This is a genomic window from Petrotoga halophila DSM 16923 (assembly GCF_002924615.1).
Map to the genome: position 1 here is coordinate 1 of NZ_JALY01000284.1, position 1601 is coordinate 1601.

The 1601-nt window shown below is 35.6% G+C and carries 1 protein-coding gene, 1 tRNA gene and 1 pseudogene; all 3 read left to right on the forward strand.

Annotated features, from left to right (window positions below):
* Positions 1-5: 5 nt before the first annotated feature.
* Positions 6-164 (forward strand): glycine betaine ABC transporter substrate-binding protein, encoded by a 159-nt coding sequence (locus AA81_RS13020; protein ID WP_281256311.1) that lies wholly within the window; start codon positions 6-8, stop codon positions 162-164.
* 19 nt (positions 165-183) lie between these two features.
* Positions 184-272: transfer RNA gene (locus AA81_RS13025), tRNA-Ser, on the forward strand.
* Between the two features lie 27 nt (positions 273-299).
* Positions 300-1601, forward strand: a pseudogene (locus tag AA81_RS13030) (maltodextrin glycosyltransferase); the annotation flags it as partial.

A 1601-nucleotide genomic window follows, 5' to 3' on the forward strand; every position in this document is an offset into this window, starting at 1 on the left:
AAATAATAGATGAATACCCTAAAATAAGAGAAATTTTAAAACCATTGACATTGTATTTAAATGAGGATATAATTATAAGGCTGAACTACTTGGTTGATTTTGAAGGTATAGAGCCCAAAATTGTTGCCAGAAAGTATCTACAAGGTTTGGGTCTTATTGAATAAATAATTTCCAATAACTTGCGGAGGCGTGCACCGAACTGGTTAAGGGGCCGGTCTCGAAAATCGGTGGGGTTTATCCCCTTGTGGGTTCGAGTCCCACCGCCTCCGCCAATTTTTATATGAGGAGGGAAGTAAAAGATGCCTATTCTATCTGAAATTAATAAATACTTACAAAGTAAAATTTCATTCGGGAAAGACGATTATGCAATACCAAAAAGATGGATGCCACCTAATTATACTGGTAAAGTTAAACTAGCTGGGAGAAAATTTTTTGTTAACCCCTATGAGTTTATATCCAACATAATCGATAACCTATTAAAAAATTCTGTAGAAGACGTAGATTACAGCAAGCCCCTTTCCCTCATTAAAAATGTTAAAGAACCTGATTGGATCAGAACAAGTCTAGTTTATTCAGCTCATGTACGAGCTACAGCTGCATATGTTCATGATCAAACAACTCTATTCGTTCCGATAGATGAAAAAGGTTATACTGAATCAGGTACGTTCTTAAAAATGTTGATGTTAATCCCTTACTTTTCTACTTATAACGCCGATAGTATATACTTACTTCCAATAACTCAAGCTAGCGGTAAATTTAAAAAAGGTGAAGTAGGTTCACCATACGCAGTTAAGAATTTCTTCTCTGTAGAAAAAGATTATCACGATACTCTTTTGGAAAATGAATTCACCCCTAATCAAGAATTCGGAGCTTTTGTCGAAGCCGCTCATATGGCTGGAATGAGAGTATTGTTAGACTTTGTACCAAGAACAGGATCTAGGGACAACGACCTTATTTTAGAACATCCCGAATGGTTCTATTGGATAGATATAGACGAAATGAACGATTTTGCGCCTCCTAAAGTTAAAGACCTGGGATTTGTTCAACCAAGCAAAGAAAATTTAAAAATTGTCTACAATGATGAACAAGTTAAAAATCATCTTAAAAAATTTAGATGGGACCCAAAAACTCAGAACCCACAAAAATGGGAGAATTTTATAAAAAGAAATAAAGACAACCCAGATTTTTTGGATGAAATAGCAAGAGAATTTAAAGTAATAACCGTTCCAGGATTTTCAGATTGGATAAATGATCCCCAGCCTGCATGGGAAGATGTCACTTTCTTAAGGCTCTATCTTTCTCATCCAGAAGAAGCCCTAAAATATATAGACGGGGCAAACCAACCTCCTTATGTGCTCTTTGATGTTGTTAAATCGAGTTTGTTCCCAGGAAAAGAAAAAAATACTGAACTTTGGAACTTAATAGCAAACATTATCCCATTCTATCAGAAAAATTTCGGGATAGATGGCGCTAGATTGGATATGGGGCACGCTCTACCTGATGAACTTGAAGATGAAATTATAAAAAGGACAAAAGAATACGACCCTGCCTTTGTAATAATAGCCGAAGAATTAAGCATGGACAACCATATAAAAGCTAAA